Raw genomic sequence first — 14,331 nt, forward strand, 5'->3', positions numbered from 1 at the left:
ATCCCTACAGGAGCGCCCTATGAAAGAGTGCAACTCCCTTGCAGAAGTCCGCGACGAGATCGACCAGCTTGACGATCAGATCGTCGAGCTCATCGCCAAACGCAACAAGTACATCAAGCAGGCCGCCCGCTTCAAGAACACCATCGACGAGGTCAAAGCCCCCGACCGCATCGATGCCGTCATCCAGCGCCTGCGGCGCAAAGCCCTCGACCTCGACCTCTCTCCCAACCTCGTCGCCGACCTCTACAAGCTGATGATCGACGAGATGGTCGAGACGGAAATCGCCGAACTGCGCAACGCGAAGGACCTGTAAATGTCCCGTTTTGACGCCGCGGCCGCCGACTGGGACAAGGGAGACCTGCGCCAGCAGATCGCCGCGCATACCGCCGACGCCGTCATCGGCACCATCCCCCTGAACGACACCATGTCCCTGCTCGACTTCGGCGCGGGGACGGGGCTGCTCACCTACCGCGTCGCCCCGCTCGTACACTCCGTCACCGCCGTCGACACCTCCGAGAAGATGCTGGAGGTACTGCAGAGCAAAAGCACGCCCGAGCACGTTATCAAAACCGTCTGCGCCGACATCACGCAGATCCCCCTCGAGGAGAACTTTGACGGCATCATCAGCTCCATGGCGATGCACCACGTCGAGGACACCGAGGGGTTCCTCAAGACCCTCTTTGAGCACCTCAACCCCGGCGGCTTCATCGCCGTCGCCGACCTCGACAAGGAGGACGGCAGCTTCCACTCCCACGGCAATGACGGCGTCTTTCATTTCGGCTTCGATCGGGAAAAGTTGACTGAGATGGCAAAGAAGTGCGGGTTCGTCGATGCGGCCTTCACGACCGCACTGACCATTGAAAAACCGGAGAAGAACTACCCGGTCTTCCTCTTTACTGCTTACAAAGCATAAAACGACATCCGAGCCAAGCCCGGATATCGACGCTAAAACTTATTTCAGCACTGAAAGGTGCTGATCACTCCGCTTCCTCTTTCTTCTCTTCGTGCTTGCACCCCGTATTGAGCTTCAGCGGAATGTACAGCGGACAGACGCCGAAGACTCCCGTCAGCAGCGGTACGAGCCCGATCACGGCAACTATGTAGTTCGAGGCGACAAGCCCGTAGGCGATCAGGGCGATGCCCAGAATGATCCGGATGACCTTATCGACGGTTCCCATATTGACACACATCATATTCTCCTTGGTATAGAAAACTTGGATGCGTTCAGTATATACAAATCGGGCAAACGCCGTCAGTAACCTAGGTCACCAAAGGCGTCAATGCACGAGCTGTTTCTGCACAAAGCGCTGGTAGAACCCCTCGCGCCGCAGCAGCTCCTCCGGTGTGCCCGCCTCGACGATGCGCCCGTCGTCGAGGAAATAGACGTAGTCCGCGTGCTCGACGGTGCTGAGGCGGTGGGCGATGATGAGGGTCGTCTTGCCCTTGAGGTAGTCGCGCAGGGAGGTGAAGAGGTGGCTCTCCGTCTGCACGTCCAGCGCCGAGGTCGATTCGTCGAGGATGACGACGCTCGGTGCGTGCAGCAGCATCCGGGCGATGGAGAGGCGCTGACGCTCCCCGCCGGAGAGCCTTATGCCGTCTTTGCCGATCATCGTCTCCAGCCCTTCCGTGAGCTTGGAGACGACGTCGTCGAGCTGCGCGACGTGCAGCACGTCGTAAAGCTTGTCGTCGGGGAGGTCCCGCCCGAGGGTCAGGTTCTGCCGCAGGGTGTCGTTGAACATCTTCGGCGTCTGCAGCACCAGGGCGACATGGTCGCGGATGACGTCGAGGCCGATCTGCTCAACGGGAACGTCGTCGATGCAGATGCTCCCCTCCTGCGGGGCGTAGAGCCCCAGCACCAGCTGCGCCAGCGTCGTTTTGCCGCTGCCGCTGTGCCCCAGCAGCGCCACGGTCTTGCCCGCGTGGATCTGCATCGAGATGTCGTGTAGCACCCTTTTCTTGCCGTAGCCGAAACTGAGGTGTTCCACGGAGATGGCGTTCGTCGCCCTCCCCTCGAAGGGGTTCTGCTCGTGGGGGTATTTGGGCTCCTTCTCGAGCCGCAGCAGCGCATTGAGGCGCTCGAGCGCCGCCGTGGCGTTCTGGTAGGAGAAGATGATCTGCAGCATATCCTGCAGCGGCGTCACCATGAACCAGAGGTAGCCCAGCACGGCGAACATCTCGCCGATGGAGAGCGACGAGAAGAGCACCATCAGCATGGAGCTCGCCCGGAAGAACTCAAACCCGCTCAGAAAGAGCAGCGAAGAGAGCTGCCCCGCCGCCTCGCTCTTCCAGCCGTACTGCGTCGAGGCGTCGCGGATGGAGCGGGCATCGTCGATCATGCTGTCGATGTAGCGCTGCTCCTGGTTGTAGGTACGGATCTGTACGAAGAGGTCCAGGGTCTCGGAGAGGCGGTTCTGGAACCGTTCGATCCGCTGGTTCTCCGTCCGTTTGAGCCGCCGCACCTTCTTGCCCAGCCAGGTCGTCAGCGCGACGACGGCGGGATTGAGCAGCAAAATGATCAGGGCCAGCTGCCAGTTGATGAAGAGCAGTACCAGCGCCACGCCGATCAGGGAGAGGGCCGAGACGAAAAAGCGGCCGATGCTCACCCCGATGAAGGCGTCGACGGTGTCGATGTCCGTCACCAGCCGCGCGCTCACGCCCCCGCCGCCCAGGGCTTCGTACTCGGAGACGGAGACATGGCGAAGGTGCTCCAGGATGCGCCGGCGGATCGTAAAGACGAGGTGCTTGGAGATGATCGTAAAGAGGCGGGACTGGAAGACGTTGGCGACGACAAAGAGCATGCGCAGGAACAGCGTCGTCAGCAGCACGACGACGATGTAGCCCCAGGGATGTTCGGGCGCGAACAGCAGGTCGATCAGCCCCGTCAGCTGTGCGGGCTTTTCGAGCAGCACCTGGTCGACGAGCAGCGGGAAGAGCAGCGGGACCGGGAGGGAGATCGCGACGGCCAGCACCGCGACGAGCTGCCCCAGGGTGATCCGCTTGCGAAAGGGTTTCGTATCGCGCAGCAGCGTGCGCCAGGTCATTTCTTGCATGGAGGGATTATAGACTATAGAGGGTGTATGGAACGTAAAGCGGGGAGGCAGTGCCCCCGCGTTTACCCGCGTGAAAGGTTGAAGCGGTTACTTCGTATCGACGTGCAGGACCGGCTTGAGCATCCACTTGTTGCTGCCGGTGGAGTGGATTGACTTGTTCGCGTCGAAGTCGACCGTCATCGTCATGTTTCCATCCGCCGCCATCACGAAGTTGTGGCTCTCTTTGATGACCATGCTAGGGACCGTCAGTTCGCTGGCGTTGCCGTCGATGACAACGTAGTTGCCGAACGGATGGACCGTAGAGTCGTTGCTCTCTGCGGAGAGGACCAGACGCATCTGCGTATACTTGGCCGCCGGGATGTTCGTAACGCCGATCATCGAGACGTTGCCGTCGCGCAGTTTCAGCAGGTCGTAGGTACCGTTGACGTCCGCCACGGTGAGCCAGGTTGCGTTTGACTCGTTGGATTCGTCGGCGCGGTGTACCATGACCTTGTCAATGGTCACATAGACGGCTTGAAAATCAGCCGGTGCGTCCATTAGGGCGACATTCAGCGTCCCGCTGTTGGATGAACTGCCGCCGCAACCGGCGATCCCGGCCATCAGCACAGCGGCCGCAGCGATACTTGCGTAAAAGCTTTTCATTCAGAGCTCCTTGTTATTTACTGTATATCAAAGATTATAACAAAGAAAAGTTACCGGGATCAAAGCCCTATATTCAGGGCTTTTCAGGAGATTGTGAAGAGTTTTTCGACCGTTCCATGAAGGGTTTCGCCATCAAAGAGCGACTGACGGTTTTCCAGCATGCGGACAGGGCGCGGGTCGAAGAGCACCAGGTCCGTGCTGCCGACGCCGATCGTGCCGGCGTCGCGCCCGATGCTGCGGGCCGGTTCGCGCACGCAGAGCGCGATCAGCCGCTCCCAGCCGATCCAGCCCGAAGCGACGAGTTTCGTGTAGAGCAGCGGCAGCGCATCGGAGATGCTTTCGCAGCCGTAGGCCGCGTCGGCGAAGGCGACCTCTTTATTCACCGGGGAGTTGGGCTGGTGCAGCAGGGTCAGCATGTCGACCGCCCCGGCCTCGAAGGCTTCGCGCAGTTTTGCCACGTCCGCTTCGGACTGCAGCGGCGGGTCGAGTTTGGCAACGGTGTTGAACCCTTCGCACGCCGCATCGCTTTTGAGCAAGTGGTGCAGGCTCACTTCGCAGCGCACGTCCACCCCCTCGCGCTTGGCGGCGGAGATCATCTCGAGGGAGCGCGGGGAGGCGATGCTTTTGAAGACGATGGCGATCCCGAACTCGCGGGCGATCTCGATCATCCGCGCCACGTGGACCGGTTCGCCGAGTGCGGGGATGCCGACCAGGCCGAGGCGCTGCGCCACCGCCCCTTCGTTCATCACCCCGTTGGCGGAGAGGTTACGGTCGTAGGCGCGGCAAAAAAGCGTCCCGCCGAACATCTTGACGTACTCGGCAACCCGCACGGCCAGGTGGTTGGAGATGGACGTCGTCATATAAGGCGCGATCGCCCCGCGCTTGAGCAGAATGGCGATGTTACTGAAACGCTCGTCGTCTATGGTCGCGGCGATGGTCGTTTCGATCCGCGCCCCTTCGCATCCGTCACGCTGGTTCTGGACAAACTCCAGGGAGATCGCATCGTCGACCGAAGGCGTGGAGTCCGGGGAGAGCACGACCGTCCCTACACCCCCTTTGCGCGCCGCCTTGGCCAGGTCGACCAGGTGGCGGCCCGTCAGGCGTCCGTCCTTGAGACGGACGTTCGTGTCCACGAGCGCCGGCAGCAGAACCTTGCCGGTGGCATCGACCCGCTCGTTGCCGGCGATCTGTTCGGCGATCTCGGTGATGCGCCCCTCCTCGATGCGAACGGAAGCGACGCGTTCGCCGTCGCAGTCGCAAATCGTCACGTTTTCAAAAATCATGCCCGTGTCCTCACTCCCGGGCCCCGCAAGCGTGCAGGAAGGCCCGGATGCTATAATGTCGACATTGTATTGCAAAACCAATAAGCCAGGGGTTAGAGTGCGTTTTTTTCTTTTGATTCTTTTCGCAGCCGTTGCATTCGCGGCGCAAGAGAGCGATGAGACCTACGAACGGGGGAAGACCCTCTACTTTCAAAACGGCTGCAACAACTGCCACGGCTCCCGCGCGGAGGGAACCGGCAACTACCCTTCTCTCGCCAACCGGGCCAAAGGGTTTCTGGCCTATAAACTACAGACCTTCCGCAAAGGGGTCGCCGATACCCCGATGCAGGAGATGATGATCGGCTTTGCGTCGCCACTCAGCGACGCGGACATTGATGCCATCACCACCTTCCTGCACGACTTCCACGACGCCCAGACGGATCGCTACGACCCGGCCTTCCAGCAGTGGGGAGACGGCGGATCATGAAGCTGCTCGTTTCCGCCCTGGAGCACTCCGCCAACGTCCACCTGAAGGCCCTCAAAGCCGAACTCGGCGACGACATCGAGCTGATCGGCATCTTCGACAGCGCCCTGGGCGAGCCCATCGTCGACCTGCGCTCCCTGGCGATCATGGGCTTCGTCGACGCGCTTAAAAAGCTGCGCTATTTCTTCAAGCTCGCCGACGAGATGGTCGCGCTCGCCGCCGAGGCCGACAAGGTGCTGCTGATGGACTCCTCGGGCTTCAACCTCCCCCTGGCCAAAAAGATCAAGAAGCGCTACCCCGACAAAGAGATCATCTACTACATCCTCCCCCAGGCCTGGGCGTGGAAACAGAAACGGATCCCCGTGCTTGAGCGCACTATTGACCGCCTCGCCTCCATCCTCCCTTTTGAGAAGGAGTACTACAGCCCGGAGGCCCCCATCGAGTACGTCGGCCACCCCCTGCTTGACGAGATTGCGCACTTCAAAACCGAGGCCGCCCCGGTGCTCAAACGCGTCGCCTTTATGCCCGGAAGCCGCAAAAGCGAAATCAGGCGTCTGATGCCGGTGTTCAGGGAACTGCGCTCCCGCCTCGATGCCGAAGCGGTGATCGTTGTGCCGAAGCATTTTGCGAAAGAAGAGCTGAATGATCTTTACGGTAACCTATCACCGTTTATTGTGGCACACGATGCGCATGCGGCCCTCTACGAGAGCGATTTCGCCTTTATCTGCAGCGGCACCGCGACCCTCGAGGCTTCCCTGATCGGCACCCCGTTCGTCCTCGCCTACGTGGCGAAACCGCTGGACTACCTGATCGCAAAGACGCTCGTCAAACTCGACTACATCGGCCTGGCGAACATCATGTTCTCCCGCTTCAAAGGGCGGCCGCTGCACCCGGAGCTGATCCAGAACGACGTGACGGCGGAGGCGCTTTTGGGCGCGATGCAGACCCTCGACCGTCCGGCGTTTGTCGAAGACGCCAAGGCGCTCCGGGGGTATCTTGAACACGGCAGCAGCGCGCGTGTGGCACATCTTATCGAAGGTGAACAGGAATGAAAATCAATTTTATCGATCTGCAGGCGCAGTATCAGGCATACAAAGAGGAGATCGACCGCGAAGTCGGCGAGGTCATGGCATCGGCCCAGTTCATCGGCGGACCGAAACTGCAAAAGCTTGAGAGCGACCTGGCCGCCTATACCGGCGCCGCGCACGCCATCGGCTGCAGCAGCGGCACCGACGCCCTGCTGCTGGCCCTCATGGCCCTCGACATCAAAGCCGGCGACGAGGTCATCACCACCCCGTTCACCTTCATCGCCACGGCGGAAGTGATCGCCTTCCTCGGCGCCAAATCGGTCTTCGTCGACATCGACGAGGCGACCTACAACATCGACGCCGCACTCATTGAAGACGCCATCACCGAACGCACCAAAGCGATCATCCCCGTCTCCCTCTACGGCCAGTGCGCCGATATGGACGCCGTCAACGCCATCGCCGCCAAACACGGCCTCCCCGTTATCGAGGACGCCTGCCAGAGCTTCGGGGCCGAGTACAAAGGCAAAAAGTCCTGCAACCTCTCCACGATCGGCTGTACCTCCTTCTTCCCGTCCAAACCGCTGGGCGCCTACGGGGACGGCGGTGCCGTCTTTACCAGTGACGACGCTCTGGCGGAAAAAATCCGCATGCTGCTCAACCACGGCCAGAACGAGCGCTACAAGCACAAGTACATCGGCATCAACGGCCGTCTCGACGCCATCCAGGCGGCGGTCCTCAATGTCAAGCTCGCCCACTTCGACGATGAAGTCGAGGCGCGGATGCGCATCGGTGCGGCCTACAGCGAAAAGCTCGCCAACGCGAACGTCGTTACCCCTGCCGTCATGGCAGAACGTACCAGCGTCTACGCCCAGTACTCCGTCCGCGTCAAGCACCGCGAAGCTGTCGCCGCGGCCCTGAACGCCAAAGGAATCCCGACGGCGGTCCACTACCCCATGCCGCTGCACCTGCAGGAAGCCTTCGCACCACTGGGCTACAAACCCGGCGACTTCCCCGTCTCCGAGCGCGTCAGCGAAGAGATCATGTCCCTGCCGATGAGCCCCTACCTTACCGCGGAGCAGCAGGACTTCATCGTCACCGCCCTGGAGGAGAACGCATGATAAAGATCGCCCTGATCGGCCTGGGTTCCATGGGCCGTAACCACTACCGCATCCTCCACGCCCTGGGCGAAAAAGTCGAGATCGTCGCGCTCTGCGACGTCGTGAAAAACGGCGAGTTTGCCGAGCCCTTCTTTACCGACGTCGACGAGATGCTCGACACCGCCAAGCCCGATGCCGCCATCATCGTCGTGCCAACCTTCCTGCACAAAGAGGTCGCGCTCAAGTGTATCGAGCGCGGGGTGCACGTCTTTATTGAAAAGCCGGCGGCCTCGACGATCGAAGACGCGAAACTGATCGCCAAGGCTGTCCAGGAGGCGGGGCTGAAAAGCTGTGTCGGCCACGTCGAACGCTTCAACCCCGTCGTCCAGGCGCTCAAAGAGGAGCTCGAGGGCAAGGAGATCTACACGATGTCCATTACCCGCGTCGGCCCCTTCCCGCCGCGCATCGCCGACGTCGGCGTCCTGACCGACCTCTCGGTACACGACATCGACCTGATGCGTTTCATCACCCACCGCAACATCCTGGAGAAGAACATCTTCAAATCCCGCAAGATCCACAACCACCACGAGGACAACGCGGTACTGAGCTTCGAGCTCGAAGACGCCATCGTCGGCGAGATCCTCACCAACTGGCTCACGCCCTTTAAAAAGCGCACCATCGAGGTCGCCTGCAAGGACGCCTACTTCGAGGCGGACCTGATCACGCAGAACCTCACGGAGTACTCGAACTTCCACGTCAACAACTCCTACGTCGTGCGCGGCTGCCACATCAAAAAGGACGAGCCGCTGCTCAAAGAGGTCGAAGCCTTCGTGACCTACCTCGAAACGGGCGAGCGCGGCTCGCTGGCAACGATCGAAGACAGTATCATCACACTGCAGGTGGCAACCGAAGCATGATCCATCCTACCGCCGTCATCGCGCCGGGTGCCGTTATCGCCCCGGACGCCCACATCGGGCCCTTCTGCAGCATCGGCGCCGACTGCGTGATCGGTGCGGGCGTGCGCCTCGAGGCCCACGTCGTCCTTGAAGGCCCCGTCACCCTCGAAGCGGGCGTGCGCCTCTTCTCCTTTGTCAAGATCGGCAACGGCCTCGCCCCCGTGACCCTGGGGCGTGGTACTTTTGTGCGCGAGTTCTGCCAGATTGCAACGCAGAACGACACCGCCGACGCCGTCGCCATCGGCGAAGAGAACTTCATCATGGCCTACGTCCAGCTCTTCCCCGGCGTCACCCTCGGCGCCAACTGCATCCTGACCAACGCCGTGACGATGCAGGCAAGGAGCCGCTGCGAGGAGCGCGTCATCATCGGCGGTCTCAGCACCGTGGCGGCCGAGTGTACCATCGGCACGGGCGTGATGGTCGGGGGCGCGTCGAACCTGCAATACGACGTCCCGCCCTTCTGCCTCGTCGAGGGGAACCCCGCCACCGTCCGGGGACTCAACCTGATCGGGATGCGGCGCCGTTTCGAGGACCGCGAGGACATCGAAAGCGTACGCCGCTGCTTCCGCCAACTGCACAAACAGTTCGACCCACACACCGCCGCCGAAATGAGCGAGGCCCTCGAGAACCCTCAGGCCAAACGTTTTACCGGTTTCATCGCCGCACACCGCTGCGCCTGAGGAGAAAAAAATGCTGCAATTCAACACCTATGACAACGACACCCTCGCGGCCATCCGCGAGCAGCTTAACGCCTGCGCCGAAGCCCTCGGCGGTACCGGCCGCCTGCTCGGCCTGGTGGAGACAATCCTTGGCATGAAGCCCTCGCCCCTGCAGAACAAAACGGCATCGTTTCACTTCGAGCAGGGCAAGGTGAGCTGGAACAAAGTCCTGTTCTCCGACAAGGTCGAGACGATCGCGCAGATGATCAAGAAGCACGACACGATGGAGAACCTGCTGGAAAAGGGCTCGAAAAAAGAGCAGAACGCCGTGCGGACCCTCTTCCCCGTCACCTTTACCATCACGCCCAAAGAGGGCGAACCCTTCACCTTCAAGGCCGTCGACGCCCCCGACGCGAACACGGCGCGCATCGACCCGCTCTTCGAACTGCTCTTTTTCGCTTCGACGGGGCTGATCAAAAAAGCGCTCAGGGAGGCATAAGTCATGGAACGAATCTATTCGAAAACGGCGGAGTCGGAGGCGGCGATCGCCCTGATGGAGAACCTGCAGCTCTACTTCGTCAACCGCCTGGGCGGGCTGAGCCAGATCTTCGGCGGGAACGTCCCCTTCGAAGCCGTGGAGTGGTTCCGCGACGAGGGACGCCACGGCGGCGGGATGCGCTACGAAGGGCGCGACGAGCGCCTCTTCAACCGCGCCTCCGTCAACGTGTCGCAGGTGCACTACGAGGATATGCCCGAAAAGAAACTCGACGCCGCCAGCGCCATCTCGACCATCATCCACCCGCGTAACCCCCATGTCCCCTCGATCCATATGCATATCAGCTATACCCGTATGAAGGACGGCGAAGGCTACTGGCGCATCATGGCGGACCTGAACCCCTCCATCTTCTACGAAGAGGATCAGCACCGCTTTATCGAACACCTCAACTTCATCACCCCCGACCTCTTTGAGCGGGGCGCGGAACAGGGTGACCGCTACTTCAACATTCCCGTCCTCGGACGCCACCGCGGCGTCGCGCACTTCTACCTGGAGCACCATAACAGCGGCGACTTCGGGACGGACTACGGTTTTGCGAAATATTTTGCCGAGCAGGTGATCGACGTCTATGTCTCCATCATCGCCGACGCCCTGGCCAAGCGTACGGAGGTGAGCGAAGAGGATGTCGCCGAACAGCTCGCCTACCACACACTCTACCTCTTCCAGGTCCTCACCCTCGACCGCGGCACGACCTCGGGGCTGCTGATCCACGACCAGAACGACGTCGGCATCATGGGCTCCATCCCCGAGTTCGTCGACAAAGCGCTGCTGCAGAGCTGGCTGCCGAAGATGGCTTCCCCGCAGGATGCGCTCCTGCAGGCCATTATCGACGCCCTTCCCGAAGCGGACGAGATCGTCCTGGTCGACGAGCCGGTCAAGGCGCGCCTGGCCGAAGCGGTACGCGCCCATTACAAAGCCCATCCCGAAGCCCTCACCATGCAGGCCGACAGCGCCGTCGTTCCGCCGACCGTGGAGAACCACCGCTGATTTCAGGCTATAATGGTCTGAAGACAACCACGAGGAGTTGACAGTGGGCCCTCCGAACCTTCCGCCGGACAGTGCCGGCCATCTCAATACCGCCGCCCTGCCCGGCTTTATGGTCTGGGCCGGGGTCATCATCTGCCTCGTCGCCTTCGCCTGGTACCTCGAAAGACAGCGCAACGACGACGAATAATCCCCAGGTCGAACCCGGCGCACGGTTTTCACCTCCGCAGACGATTTTCAGCCCCTTCTTTTACAAACCGGAAGCCCTTAAGAAACTGTGTACTAAAATGCACCTCAAGGACACAGCGTGAATATAATCATTGCGGGTGCGGGACGGGTCGGCTACCGCCTGGCGGGTACCCTTTCGCACCGCCACAACGTCACCATCATCGACCAGAGACCCTCCGCGCTGCAGCAGCTGCAGGAGAGCATCGATGTCTTCACCATCGCTGGGAACATCGAAGACCCCGACACCTACGCCCCCCTGAAAAACCGCCGTTTCGACATCTTCATCGCCGTCACCGACAGCGACGAGGCGAACATCCTCTCCACCCTCATCGCCGGGGACGTGATCGTCGCCGACCGGAAGATCATCCGACTCAAGAACCCCTTCTTCGCCGACAGTACCATCGCCGGGAAGCTCGGGATCAGCACAGCCGTCTTCCCCTTCTCCTCCGCGGCAAAGTCCATCAGCGCGCTGCTGGATTTCCCCCAGGCGAACAACGTCAAATCCTTCATCTATACCTCCTTTCTTATGATCTCCGTATACGTGGACGACGCCCCCGAAGCGGGCATTCCGGTGTCGCATTTTATCCATGAAAGCTCCGTCGTCGTGGGGCTTGAGCGCGATAAACGCTTTATCCTCCCCGACAAAGAGACCATGCTGCAGCGGGGGGACCTCGTCTACTTCTTCGGCGCCCCCGACACCCTTCGCGCCTACTGCGCAAGGCTCAACCCCTCCCTCCCCGACCGGATCAGCCGCGTCGCCATTTTCGACGCCGACCTGCTGGGGCTGGAGATCGCCAAGGCGCTCATCCCCAAGGGGGTGCAGCTCAAGATCATCGACAACCAGATCGAGAAGTGCGAGCACGCCTCCGAGCTGCTGCAGGAGAAGGCGATGGTCATCAATAGCCACTACATTGAGCACACCCTCTTCGACAACGAACACGTCGGGCGCGCGGACATGGCGATCTTCACGAGCAAGGAGGATGAGGAGAACATCATCCGTTCCCTCGAAGCGAAAGAGCGCGGCATCACGCGGACGGTGGCGATCAACAACGACCTCGAACGCTACCAGCTGATGCACTCCCTGGGCATCACCGCCATCCGAGGCCCGAAATCGAGCGCCTACTACACGATCCTGGAGAAGATCAGCTCCAGCTCCATCATTTCCGAACGCCACTACTGCGGCGGCAAGGGGCTGATCTACTCGCGCAAGATCTTCCCCGATTCGCCGCTGCTGGAGAAGATGGTCAAACCGCCGAACCCGAAACGATGCCGCTGTTTTCTCTTCCGCGACGGCATCCTGCTGCCCTGGGTGGCGAAACTGCAGCTGCACCGCGAAGACGTCCTGTTCGTTTTCGTCCATGCCGATAATGAAGAGGAGATCAAACAGTGGATCTACACACTCTGATCAACAGCGCCAAGTTTATCAGTGCCATCGGCATTGGCCTGGCGCTCTTCTTTCTCATTCCCATCGGCACGGGCATCGTGTACGGCGAAAACATGGCGCCCTTCATCCGCTTCGACCTGCTCTTTTTTCTCTTCAACCTTGTCCTGTTCGCCGCCCTCTACCGCCGGCGGATGCGGATGACGGTCAAAAGCGCCATCTTTTCGGTTAACCTCGTCTGGATACTGCTCGGCATCGCCGGGGCCGTCCCCCTCTACATCTACACCGAGGCTACCTTCACCGAATCTTTTTTCGAAGCGATCAGCGGCTTTACGACAACCGGGGCGACGATTTACACGGAAATAGAGCACCTGCCCAAAAGCATCCTGATGCTCCGCAGCCTGATGCACTGGCTCGGCGGGATGGGGATCATCGTCCTGGGCGTGGGCCTGCTTTCGCTCATCAACCCGACCGGTTCCATGACGATGTTCCGGGCCGAATCCACCGGTGTGCAGCTGGAGAAGGCGACGCCGAAAATCAGGGATACGGCGCTGCGGCTCTGGGGGCTCTACCTCTTCTTTACCGCGGCGAACACCGTGCTGCTCCTCGCCGGCGGGATGAACCTTTTCGATGCCGTCAACCACGCCTTTTCGACGATCTCGACGGGGGGCTTTTCCACGCGCGACCTCTCAATGGGCTATTGGGACGACGCGCCCGTCATCCTCTGGACGACGACCTTTTTCATGATGCTTTCGGGAATCAACTTCCTCGCCCACCTCAAAGCGGCCCGGGGCGACTTCAGCGGTTTCCGCGCCGAAGAGGTGCGGTGGTATCTCGGACTCTTCATCCTGCTCGCCTCCGTCCTCACCCTGGTGCACCTGGCCAACAGCGGCGACAGCATCGTCTACAGTACGACCCACGCCTTTTTCACCGTCGCCTCCCTGCTGACCACCACGGGCTTCGCGACGATCAACTACGAGCTCTGGGGCGCCGTCCCCGTCGCGCTCCTGCTCATCGCCATGCTGCTCGGCGGCAACGCCGGTTCGACGGCGGGGGGGATGAAGATCATCCGTTACGTCATCCTCTTCAAGAACCTGAAGTCCCAACTCAAACAGATCCTCCACCCCAATGCCGTCGTGGGGGTCTTCGTCGACCGCAAACCCGTCAGCAGCAAAGTCATCGGCAGCGTCAGCGGTTTCCTCTTCCTCTTTATCACCACCAACGTCCTGCTCACCTTCTACCTCTTTGCCCGCGGCTACGATGCGGTCACCTGCATCAGTACCTCGATCGCCTGCGTCGGCAATATCGGGCCGGGCTTCGCCATGACGGGCCCCTCGGAGAACTTCCACTTCTTCAGCGGGATCGACAAAATGATCCTCTCGGCGGCCATGATCATCGGCAGGCTGGAGTTCTTCACCGTCGTGCTGCTCTTTACCCGGGATTTCTGGAAACGCTATTAGCGCTCCGGGGAGGTTTCGTTCCAGAGAGGGTTGTCCCGGTCGTCGGGATGAAGTTTCGCCTTCTCTTCCGGGTAGATATGCCAAAATGAGGCATCTATCGCCCCCTCTTCATAGGCTGCTTTTTTGTCATGGTAGAAGGGACACCACCAATTCTCCACAACTTTCACGAGATAGGCCAGGTAGCTAAAGAGCGCCACGCTCAAAGGGCAGTAGAGTTTGCAGTTGAAGAGCCAGAAGAAGCGGAAACGGCTGAGGTGCCATCGCGGCGTCTCCGTCGTGAAAGTGATCTGGTCACGCCGCGTATAGCGGTGGCTCTCCCAGTCGGGGACGAACTCCCGGTAGGTCTTCAGGTTCTCCGCCCCCATGATCCTGAGGTGCCAGCGCACCAGTATGACCGCCAGGACGGCGAAGGGGATCGCCGCCAGGATCGGCAGGTAGATCAGCACCGCGCCCGGCACCGTTTTCCACATAGACTTCGTTTTATGATGCGCCCCGATTCTGACCCGTTCCATGCAACTCCTTTATGGAGACCCAGTATAAACAA

Annotated in this window: 17 protein-coding genes; 12 read left to right on the forward strand and 5 right to left on the reverse strand. The window is 60.7% G+C overall.

From position 1 onward, the window contains the following. Nucleotides 1–19: 19 nt before the first annotated feature. Together LOH54_RS07105 and LOH54_RS07110 are read left to right on the forward strand one after the other, a co-directional pair. A complete protein-coding gene (locus tag LOH54_RS07105; protein WP_231018142.1) occupies nucleotides 20–313 on the forward strand; it encodes a chorismate mutase in 294 nt (97 codons plus the stop codon). Beyond that, nucleotides 314–913, forward strand: coding sequence for a class I SAM-dependent methyltransferase (locus LOH54_RS07110; protein ID WP_231018143.1), 600 nt, complete (start codon nucleotides 314–316; stop codon nucleotides 911–913). It begins immediately after the preceding gene. Between the two features lie 64 nt (nucleotides 914–977). Here the strand turns inward: LOH54_RS07110 and LOH54_RS07115 are convergent, their stop codons facing one another. From LOH54_RS07115 to LOH54_RS07130, 4 genes are all read right to left on the reverse strand, one after another. Beyond that, the gene (locus tag LOH54_RS07115) at nucleotides 978–1,190 is read right to left on the reverse strand and encodes a YgaP family membrane protein (RefSeq protein ID WP_231018144.1); all 213 of its coding nucleotides are present in this window, start codon (nucleotides 1,188–1,190) and stop codon (nucleotides 978–980) included. A gap of 87 nt (nucleotides 1,191–1,277) precedes the next feature. After that, nucleotides 1,278–3,050, reverse strand: a complete 1,773-nt coding sequence (locus LOH54_RS07120) for an ABC transporter ATP-binding protein (RefSeq protein ID WP_231018145.1) — start codon at nucleotides 3,048–3,050, stop codon at nucleotides 1,278–1,280. A gap of 87 nt (nucleotides 3,051–3,137) precedes the next feature. After that, entirely contained in the window at nucleotides 3,138–3,692 is a 555-nt protein-coding gene (locus tag LOH54_RS07125) for a DUF4382 domain-containing protein (protein WP_231018146.1), read from the reverse strand. Nucleotides 3,693–3,775: 83 nt separating this feature from the next. Further along, the gene (locus tag LOH54_RS07130) at nucleotides 3,776–4,975 is read right to left on the reverse strand and encodes an amidohydrolase family protein (RefSeq protein ID WP_231018147.1); all 1,200 of its coding nucleotides are present in this window, start codon (nucleotides 4,973–4,975) and stop codon (nucleotides 3,776–3,778) included. A 97-nt stretch (nucleotides 4,976–5,072) separates the two neighbouring features. On the opposite strand from LOH54_RS07130, the gene LOH54_RS07135 reads away from it, so the two are divergent. The 10 genes from LOH54_RS07135 to LOH54_RS07180 all read left to right on the forward strand — a co-directional run bounded on the left by LOH54_RS07135 (nucleotide 5,073) and on the right by LOH54_RS07180 (nucleotide 13,787). After that, nucleotides 5,073–5,441, forward strand: a complete 369-nt coding sequence (locus tag LOH54_RS07135; protein WP_231018148.1) for a c-type cytochrome — start codon at nucleotides 5,073–5,075, stop codon at nucleotides 5,439–5,441. Next, nucleotides 5,438–6,490, forward strand: a complete 1,053-nt coding sequence (lpxB, locus tag LOH54_RS07140) for a lipid-A-disaccharide synthase (protein ID WP_231018149.1) — start codon at nucleotides 5,438–5,440, stop codon at nucleotides 6,488–6,490. The genes LOH54_RS07135 and lpxB overlap by 4 nt, the downstream gene beginning before the upstream one ends. Further along, nucleotides 6,487–7,584, forward strand: a complete 1,098-nt coding sequence (locus LOH54_RS07145; protein WP_231018150.1) for a DegT/DnrJ/EryC1/StrS family aminotransferase — start codon at nucleotides 6,487–6,489, stop codon at nucleotides 7,582–7,584. Before lpxB ends, LOH54_RS07145 begins: the two co-directional genes overlap by 4 nt. Continuing rightward, nucleotides 7,581–8,480, forward strand: coding sequence for a Gfo/Idh/MocA family protein (locus tag LOH54_RS07150; RefSeq protein ID WP_231018151.1), 900 nt, complete (start codon nucleotides 7,581–7,583; stop codon nucleotides 8,478–8,480). Before LOH54_RS07145 ends, LOH54_RS07150 begins: the two co-directional genes overlap by 4 nt. Further along, nucleotides 8,477–9,199 carry an acyl-ACP--UDP-N-acetylglucosamine O-acyltransferase family protein gene (locus LOH54_RS07155; RefSeq protein WP_231018152.1) on the forward strand — a complete coding sequence of 241 codons (723 nt, stop codon included), beginning with the start codon at nucleotides 8,477–8,479 and terminating at the stop codon, nucleotides 9,197–9,199. Before LOH54_RS07150 ends, LOH54_RS07155 begins: the two co-directional genes overlap by 4 nt. A 10-nt stretch (nucleotides 9,200–9,209) precedes the next feature. Beyond that, nucleotides 9,210–9,677 carry a hypothetical protein gene (locus LOH54_RS07160; RefSeq protein WP_231018153.1) on the forward strand — a complete coding sequence of 156 codons (468 nt, stop codon included), beginning with the start codon at nucleotides 9,210–9,212 and terminating at the stop codon, nucleotides 9,675–9,677. Nucleotides 9,678–9,680: 3 nt separating this feature from the next. Continuing rightward, nucleotides 9,681–10,721 (forward strand): coproporphyrinogen III oxidase, encoded by a 1,041-nt coding sequence (locus tag LOH54_RS07165; protein WP_231018154.1) that lies wholly within the window; start codon nucleotides 9,681–9,683, stop codon nucleotides 10,719–10,721. 43 nt (nucleotides 10,722–10,764) lie between these two features. Beyond that, nucleotides 10,765–10,908, forward strand: a complete 144-nt coding sequence (locus LOH54_RS07170; RefSeq protein WP_231018155.1) for a hypothetical protein — start codon at nucleotides 10,765–10,767, stop codon at nucleotides 10,906–10,908. Nucleotides 10,909–11,025: 117 nt separating this feature from the next. Further along, nucleotides 11,026–12,351 carry an NAD-binding protein gene (locus LOH54_RS07175; RefSeq protein ID WP_231018156.1) on the forward strand — a complete coding sequence of 442 codons (1,326 nt, stop codon included), beginning with the start codon at nucleotides 11,026–11,028 and terminating at the stop codon, nucleotides 12,349–12,351. After that, nucleotides 12,333–13,787 (forward strand): TrkH family potassium uptake protein, encoded by a 1,455-nt coding sequence (locus LOH54_RS07180; RefSeq protein ID WP_231018157.1) that lies wholly within the window; start codon nucleotides 12,333–12,335, stop codon nucleotides 13,785–13,787. Before LOH54_RS07175 ends, LOH54_RS07180 begins: the two co-directional genes overlap by 19 nt. On the opposite strand, the gene LOH54_RS07185 is transcribed toward LOH54_RS07180, so the two are convergent. Further along, complete coding sequence (locus tag LOH54_RS07185) at nucleotides 13,784–14,299, reverse strand: hypothetical protein (protein WP_231018158.1); 516 nt, start codon at nucleotides 14,297–14,299, stop codon at nucleotides 13,784–13,786. The genes LOH54_RS07180 and LOH54_RS07185 overlap by 4 nt on opposite strands. Nucleotides 14,300–14,331: the final 32 nt, after the last annotated feature.

This window comes from Sulfurimonas sp. HSL-3221 (assembly GCF_021044585.1).
GTDB lineage: Bacteria > Campylobacterota > Campylobacteria > Campylobacterales > Sulfurimonadaceae > Thiomicrolovo > Thiomicrolovo sulfuroxydans.